Source organism: Candidatus Parvarchaeota archaeon (assembly GCA_016866895.1).
Taxonomy (GTDB): Archaea; Micrarchaeota; Micrarchaeia; order Anstonellales; family VGKX01; genus VGKX01.
The window spans coordinates 1-6,744 of record VGKX01000056.1 but is presented as its reverse complement, the minus strand read 5'-3'; the positions used below and the strand labels follow the sequence as shown (position 1 = coordinate 6,744).

The 6,744-nt window shown below is 49.9% G+C and carries 6 protein-coding genes; 4 read left to right on the top strand and 2 right to left on the bottom strand.

The annotated features are described in order from the left end of the window. The coding region (locus FJZ26_03090; GenBank protein ID MBM3229393.1) for a hypothetical protein at window positions 1-765 on the top strand (765 nt) is incomplete at its 5' end. A 20-nt stretch (window positions 766-785) separates the two neighbouring features. On the opposite strand, the gene FJZ26_03085 is transcribed toward FJZ26_03090, so the two are convergent. Continuing rightward, window positions 786-1,166 (bottom strand): 30S ribosomal protein S8e, encoded by a 381-nt coding sequence (locus FJZ26_03085; protein ID MBM3229392.1) that lies wholly within the window; start codon window positions 1,164-1,166, stop codon window positions 786-788. 231 nt (window positions 1,167-1,397) lie between these two features. Beyond that, window positions 1,398-3,050, bottom strand: a complete 1,653-nt coding sequence (locus FJZ26_03080; GenBank protein ID MBM3229391.1) for a hypothetical protein — start codon at window positions 3,048-3,050, stop codon at window positions 1,398-1,400. A 184-nt stretch (window positions 3,051-3,234) separates the two neighbouring features. On the opposite strand from FJZ26_03080, the gene FJZ26_03075 reads away from it, so the two are divergent. From FJZ26_03075 to FJZ26_03065, 3 genes are all read left to right on the top strand, one after another. Continuing rightward, on the top strand, window positions 3,235-4,227 hold the full coding sequence (locus tag FJZ26_03075; protein MBM3229390.1) for a hypothetical protein: 993 nt from the start codon (window positions 3,235-3,237) through the stop codon (window positions 4,225-4,227). Window positions 4,228-4,377: 150 nt separating this feature from the next. Then, window positions 4,378-6,009, top strand: coding sequence for a type II/IV secretion system ATPase subunit (locus tag FJZ26_03070; protein MBM3229389.1), 1,632 nt, complete (start codon window positions 4,378-4,380; stop codon window positions 6,007-6,009). A 15-nt stretch (window positions 6,010-6,024) separates the two neighbouring features. Further along, window positions 6,025-6,744, top strand: a 720-nt coding sequence (locus FJZ26_03065; GenBank protein MBM3229388.1) for a hypothetical protein, incomplete at its 3' end; no start/stop codon positions are given.

Sequence of the window (6,744 nt, the reverse complement as noted above, 5' to 3'; positions counted from 1 at the left end):
AGGAGTTTTTCCATGAGAAAGGCAGGTGTCCTTTCAGTCACTGCAACAGACACGGCGGTTCTTTGCGGGGCAAAGCATGACGCGTGCATAAAAAATTACGGCTCAGTTCCGCTCAACAACGAGTTTTGCCATGAAAATGCAATAAGGATACTGCTTTCGTTTATTGCAAGGGCCGCAAGCCAGTTCAACTTTGCAATCAGGCCGCTTGTGTGCTTTTCCAAAAGGCACTATGTCAAGTGCATCCTAAGGCTCGAATTTGGCGCAGGGCAGGCGGTTGAGAGCGCAAAACTTGCAAACTACTTTGTTTTATATTGTCCTGGCTGCCTTGAGCGCAAACTGGTTAAGGCTACCGGCTTGATTGGAAATTCCGGGTTGTTTGGGGAAGGAAACAAATGCCGTGCTTGCGGACACGTTTTGCAGATTGCCGGGCCGCTTTGGGCTGGAAAACTTGCGGAAAAGGAGTTTGTGCAAAAAATGGCAGGCTTGAATGCAAAAAGGGGGCTTGAGTGCTGGGAAGAGGTTGCCATGCTCCTTGATGTTTTGGAAAATGAGGCTGACATGCCAGCTTTTTCATATGACCTGCACCGCATCTTCAAGGTCAAAAGGCTTGGAAGCGTCCCAAACTTGGATGTGATTGAAATGCTGAAAAAAGACGGCTATGCTGCAAGCTTAACGCAACTTTTCCCCAACGTCCATAAGACAGACGCGCCTGCTGCGCAGGTTGTCAGGGCGGTTGGGATGCTTGGGAAAAAAGCGGGAAAATAAAATAGATCGAAAAAAGCGAATCAGACAAGGACGCAGTTGACAACCCCATCCTGGCCGACCCGGTTCGTTATTTTTGCCCGCCCTGCATCGGTGTCGATTATTGTGCCTTTTGTCATGAGGTTCTGCCTTGCGTAGTTTCGGTTTGCAGGCGACTCCATCACGTTTTTTATCCTTGCTTTTTTCATGCCCTCATTTGTCAGGACATTTGCATATGCTGCGTGCTTGAGCTTCACCTTGAAGGTCCTGCCCCTGCCGGAAACCAGCTTTCTGACTTCAGACTCCCCAAGCTTGGTTGCAGTGAAAGGCGAGCCTGAAAGGTAAAGTTTTTTGTCCGAGGACTTGTGGCGCTTGCCGCCTGTCCCTGAAATTTTTGAGCCTGATTTTCCGTGGTATTGTTCCATAAATATTCCCCCTAAATGTTCATCCTAAAATGTTCATCCTAAAATATTCATCCTGAACCTGCAAGCCCAAACCAGTAATCTAAACATGCAATAAACCGTTAAGGGCGGCTACTTTGCGATTACGTTGATTAGGGCTTAGTGACTAATTTAGCCAATCAAGTGTTTTAAAGCTTAATCCTTCGGACAAGCCATCGTTTTTCCCTTGGTTTGCATTCAACTGCCCTTAAAGCCCTAGCTTTGTATCCCAAGCTGCTTGAAAAGCACATCGCGGGTCAGAGGGATGTCAATGCCAAGAAGCGTGTGGATGAAAAGCACTATGTCCACTGCGTGCTTGGGCTCGACTTTTGAGCGGATGATTATTTCCTTGATGCTTTGCTCCTTGCCGATTAATTCATATAGGATAACGCCTTCCCTGCCAAATTTCTTGTAGATTGCAAGTCCGTCCTCTCCGTACTTGTTTTTTATCTCATCGCGCGAAAGAGGCTTGAAATAAACTGCCTTGTGCATCCCCAAAAACCCGAGAATATCATCGACCTGCTCAAGGGACAGGCGCGTGGAAAGAGAGATTGCTATAGTGTCGTTCTTGCCATCCACCAGGGCAAGAACGCTGTTTCCATGGGCCTTGAACTTCAAGAATAGCTGCGCTTTTAGCGCAGTCTGGCTTATCGGGTTTGCAGGCGCAGAAATAGGCACGTCAATAGGGACAATATCTGCAAATTCTGGAAGCGTCGAAACGTTTTCAGGTGCAACAAGGGCGCCAGTGTCCTGCTCCACAAAAGGATGGAAGGGGGATTTGGATTCCGAATCCTCACTTTCCGGGCCACCTGCGTCTGTTGCGCCATCCTTGTCTTCATCAGGGCTGTCTGGTGCTGACGGCTCGCCTGGGCCGCCGCCTGCCCCCCCACTGCCGCCTTCTGCCGCGGGCTTTTCAAGCTTGATTATGCCCTGGTTTTCCATGAACTCGAGTATCTCAACAAGCTTGATTTCCGAAAGCCCGGTCTCAAGCATTATTTCCTCTGCAGTTTTTTCCCCGTCGATTAGCGTGTATACCAAGACTCCCGTCTTGCCAAACTTGTTGAAGATGATTTTTTCAATGGGCGAGTATTTTGAAAGCTCCTGGGACTGCAAATCAGACTGCTGCATCTGGAGGTTCTGCTCCATTTCCTTTTCCTGCTGCGAAGGGGTTTCTATTGAACCTTCTTGCCCTTCATCTTGCTGCTTGGAGCTTTCTTCCTCGTCCTCCCGCCCGTATTTGAGCTCGTCTGAACCCTCATTTTCCAGCCCCTCTTGTCCACCTGGCCCGCCAGAGTCCCCTTTTGCCTCTTGCGCAGCCTTTTCCTCTTCCTCTTCAGATTTGCTCTCCGCCATTTCCTGCAGGCCTTTAGGCTCCTTTCTTCGCGCCTGCCTGCTTGACGCCTCAGGCTCCAGGTACGCAGGCTCTTGCGCCTCAAAGTGGGGTTTTATCAGCTTGTCCTCCCCGACGCCTTCTTGGCCCTCAGTGGCTTCTTTTGCTTCAGGTTCCGGCTCTTGGCTTTGTGTCTCACTTTTCTCTTCCCAAGCCAAGTCCTGCTGCTGCCCAGCCCTTCTTTTATATAGGGCCTGCTTTTTGACAGGCTGCTTTTTGGACTCCTGTTCCTCCTTGCCTTCCTTTGCAGCGCCAACTGAGATGATTTTTTTCTGCTCCAGGAATTCAAGAACCTGGACAAGAGTCTCCTCTTCTATTTGCAGGCTGGAGGCAAGCTGGTTTGCGCTTATGCCCTTGCCTATTGCATCGTAGATGTCTGTTCCCTGTTCGCCGAATTTTTCAAGGACCATGTTGCGGTTTTTGAACCTGTCCATTGGCCCCTTTTCAAGCTTTGTTATGAATACGTCGCCGTCTGCCATACGTGTGCCTTCCTGCGCGGATTTTACGCTTCCATTTTGGCCCCTGCTTTAGCTTTCATTGGCTTGCCGGCAGCCGCATTTGGCCATGTGGTGCAGCCCGTGCCATTGCGCCAATTTGACGAATAGAATAACTATTGGGGCGCAAGCAAATATTTATATTAATTGGATTGCCACAAGAAGGAGTATGGCCCTGGATGAGCTTCTTATTTCTACAGGCGTTGACAATCTGATAAGGCTTGTGCACCAGAAAGGCCGTGTTGAGCTTGCCGCGGCTGCAAAAGAGCTTGGGCTGCAGGTTGAGACGCTTGAAAACTGGGCGCATGTCCTTGAGGAGGAAAACATCATCAAGATAGAGTACAAGCTGACAAAAATATACCTTGTCTGGGTATCCCCTGACCCGTCGACTGTAGAGGCAAAGGCGGTTGCCCTTGACTCAAAAAAAGGCGAGCTTGTCCAAAACATTAATGAAACTCTCCATAAGGTGCAGGATACCAAAGGGGAGCTTGACTTGCTCAAAACCAACCTAAAGGAGATTCTCAAAAGCACGCAAGGCGATTCACAGCTAATCCAGAGGGTGCAGAATCTCAAGAAAATGGAGAAGGGAGTCGACCAGATTTACGAGAAGTACGCAAACAAGATTGGCAAGGTAAAAGAAGGGCTAAAGCAGATGGAAGGCCAGCTTGAGCAAATTGAGTCGGGCGGGCTGAAAAAGCCCAAGATAGCCCAGATGCTTGTGCAGCTTACTGAAAACCTGGATGCCGCCAAGGCGGAGTATGCTGCATTCAAAAAACAGGTTGAGGATGAAATTTCGAAGTTTGAGGGTGAAGTGCTTTCGGAAAAAGTCGGGCTTGAGGAGGAACTAAAGCGCGGGCAGCTGCTTCTTGCCAAGGTGGAAAGCGCAACAAAGCGGAAAAATGAAGTTCAAAGCGCCATCGGGCAGATTGAAAGCCTGGCGCAAAGCAGGGAAAACCTGGAAAGCCAGCTTCTTGCGCTTTCAAAAAAGGCCCAGGTCCTCAGCCTTCAGGCAACCACCGCACAGATGGAAAAGATGGTCCAGGCAAAGGCCGAGGAAATTGAAGAGAAGTACAGCCTAAGCGCAAAGGAGGCCGCGGAATTTGAGGACAAGCGCGGGGAGCTGCGCGAGCTTATCAGGAAGATTTGGAATGAAACTGCATAGCCGGAAAAAACCGGCCAATCGACTGTGTGCTTCAAGAAGGAATTTAAAGGCAGGCAGGAATAAGCAAATGGTGGCATGGTTCGCGTGAAGGCGGCGGCAGGGAATGAAAAAGGCGCGCAATGCATGAATTTGGTTTGGTGTTGATTCAATATGGCTGACAAGACAAAAAAGCCCGAAAAAAGGGCAGGGGACGAAAAAGGCGCGCAGGAAAGCGAGCTTGAGCAAAGCGGGAAGAAGATGCTTGAAGAGCAGAAAAATGCGATGAAAAATTCACGTATGGCACTAGGCGCCCAGGCCCAGTGGGGGCTTGTTGACCAGTACTTTTTCAATTCGGAGAGCATACCGGTAAACGTGCGTGTCAGCCGCTCAAAGGGAAGCATGGTGCCTTTTTACGAGCTTACGATTCCAGGCCTTGGGGAGGGCACCAAAATAGTCCTCAACACGCTAAAGGGGGAGCTTGTAACCACGATAAAAATCGAAATAACCGACATAATAGACCCCAAAAAGTCGGATGATGTGAAGCTCAAATTCGAGGAAAAGGCAACTAGCCTGCTCTCAAAGCACTTCCCGACTTTGTCCCAGGAGACCAAAAAGGTGCTTGCCTCCTACCTCATCCAAAATACGCTTGGCCTAGGCGAGCTTGAGTCGCTTATGCACGATGAAAAGATTGAGGAAGTTGCAATAAATTCAGCCCAGGAGCCTGTGTGGATTTTCCACAAGAAGTGGGGCTGGTGCCAGACAAACATCAAAATAAAGACAGAGGAGGCAATATACGACTATTCCGCAATGATTGGCAGGAAGATTGGCAAACAGATTAACGTGCTTTCGCCCCTGATGGATGCGCACCTGTCAACAGGAGACCGCGTGAATGCGACTCTTTTCCCAGCTTCTGCTTTTGGCAACACCATCACAATCAGGAAATTCTCAAAAAATCCCTGGACAATCACCACGCTTGTTGAGCTCAATTGCCTGCCTTCAAAAACAGCAGCGCTCATCTGGCTTTGCATCCAAAACGAGCTTTCCTTGATTGTTTCTGGAGGGACTGGAAGCGGCAAGACGTCATTTCTCAACGCCATTTCAGGCCTCATTCCAGGCAACCAGAGGGTCGTTTCGCTTGAAGACACACGGGAGCTGACACTTCCCTCGTTTTTGCAATGGGTGCCAATGGTGACCCGCGAGCCAAATGCCGAAGGGAAGGGTGAAATCACCATGCTTGACCTGCTTGTAAACTCGCTGCGGCAAAGGCCCGACAGGATTGTTGTCGGTGAAATCAGGCGCCAGCGGGAAGCCGAGATACTGTTTGAGGCAATGCACACCGGCCACTCGGTATATGCGACTTTGCATGCCGACAATGCGGCCGAGACTGTCTCCAGACTCACAAACCCGCCGATAAACATCCCCAAAGGCATGCTTGACTCGCTTGCAGGCATTGTGGTCCAGTTCAGGCACAGAAGGCTCAATGTCAGGCGCACCCTTGAGTTTGCAGAGGTGCAGAAAGGGGGAGATGTCAATGTGCTCCAGCGATGGGACCTGAAGACGGACAGGATGCTTGACGTTGGCAAGATGTTCACCCTGGCAAACACGCTTTCGTTGTATGCAGGATTTTCAACCCGCGAGATTGAACAGGAGATTTCAGAGAAGGCAAGTGTCATTGACTGGATGGTAGCCCACAAGTACAGGGAAGTGAACCAGGTTGGCAACGTGGTTTCAAGATACTACGTGCAGCCTGAAGAGGTGCTTGAGGCCGTCAGGGCCAACCGGGAATGGAAAATGGAGGAATAGGCGGGGGCAAGAAAAATGGAGACTGACTTGGGTCAAGGCCTGCCTGCTTTCAAGGATTTGGTGCAAGAAGTCAAGGAGCTTGAAAAAAGGTCCTCTGTTTCTGTAAGGAAAAAGATTTCTTTTGAGGAGCTTGAGCAGCCCCTGCCACAAATACAGACAGAGATGGAAAAGATAGAGTTTGGGGCTCTTGTGGCCGAAGTCTTCAAGGCTGAAAAGGCCATTGCATCAACATATTACGACTCGCAGCTAAATGTGCCGCTTGACAATATCTCGCAGGTGCAAAAACAAATCACGCTCAAGGAGGCCACAGCTCTTCTTGACAAGAAAAGAGCTTCGGCAGGGCTTGCTGCGCAAAAACAGCAGGTTAGCGAGCCCAAAAAGACTCTTGGGCAAAAAAAGCCAGAAGCGGTGAAGGAAATTGAGGCTGGGCCAAAGCCACAGGAAACAAATGCCCAGGTTTTGCCGCCACATGATGTTGCAGTGCCTACCCAGAAGGGGGTGGGAACAGCAAAGGCGGCACAAGATGCAAGAGTCGCACAAAAACTCCCCAAGCAGGCCCAGACACCTGCCCAAGCCATTGAATTGCTCAAAAAAGGAATACTTGAAAACATAGTGGCAAGCAAGGTCGCAAAAACAGGCAAGGGTCTTGCTTTGCAGGGAGGGCAGATTGAGCCTGGAGTCCTTGCCAAGGAAGAAAAACGGCTTGGGCAAATAACGCAGGCCGTAAGCGCAGGG

Bases quoted from the DNA above. Each gene is read 5' to 3' on its own strand.
- FJZ26_03085 (MBM3229392.1), bottom strand. From the start codon at position 1,166: ATGGAACAATACCACGGAAAATCAGGCTCAAAAATTTCAGGGACAGGC.
- FJZ26_03080 (MBM3229391.1), bottom strand. From the start codon at position 3,050: ATGGCAGACGGCGACGTATTCATAACAAAGCTTGAAAAGGGGCCAATG.
- FJZ26_03070 (MBM3229389.1), top strand. From the start codon at position 4,378: ATGGCTGACAAGACAAAAAAGCCCGAAAAAAGGGCAGGGGACGAAAAA.
- FJZ26_03075 (MBM3229390.1), top strand. From the start codon at position 3,235: ATGGCCCTGGATGAGCTTCTTATTTCTACAGGCGTTGACAATCTGATA.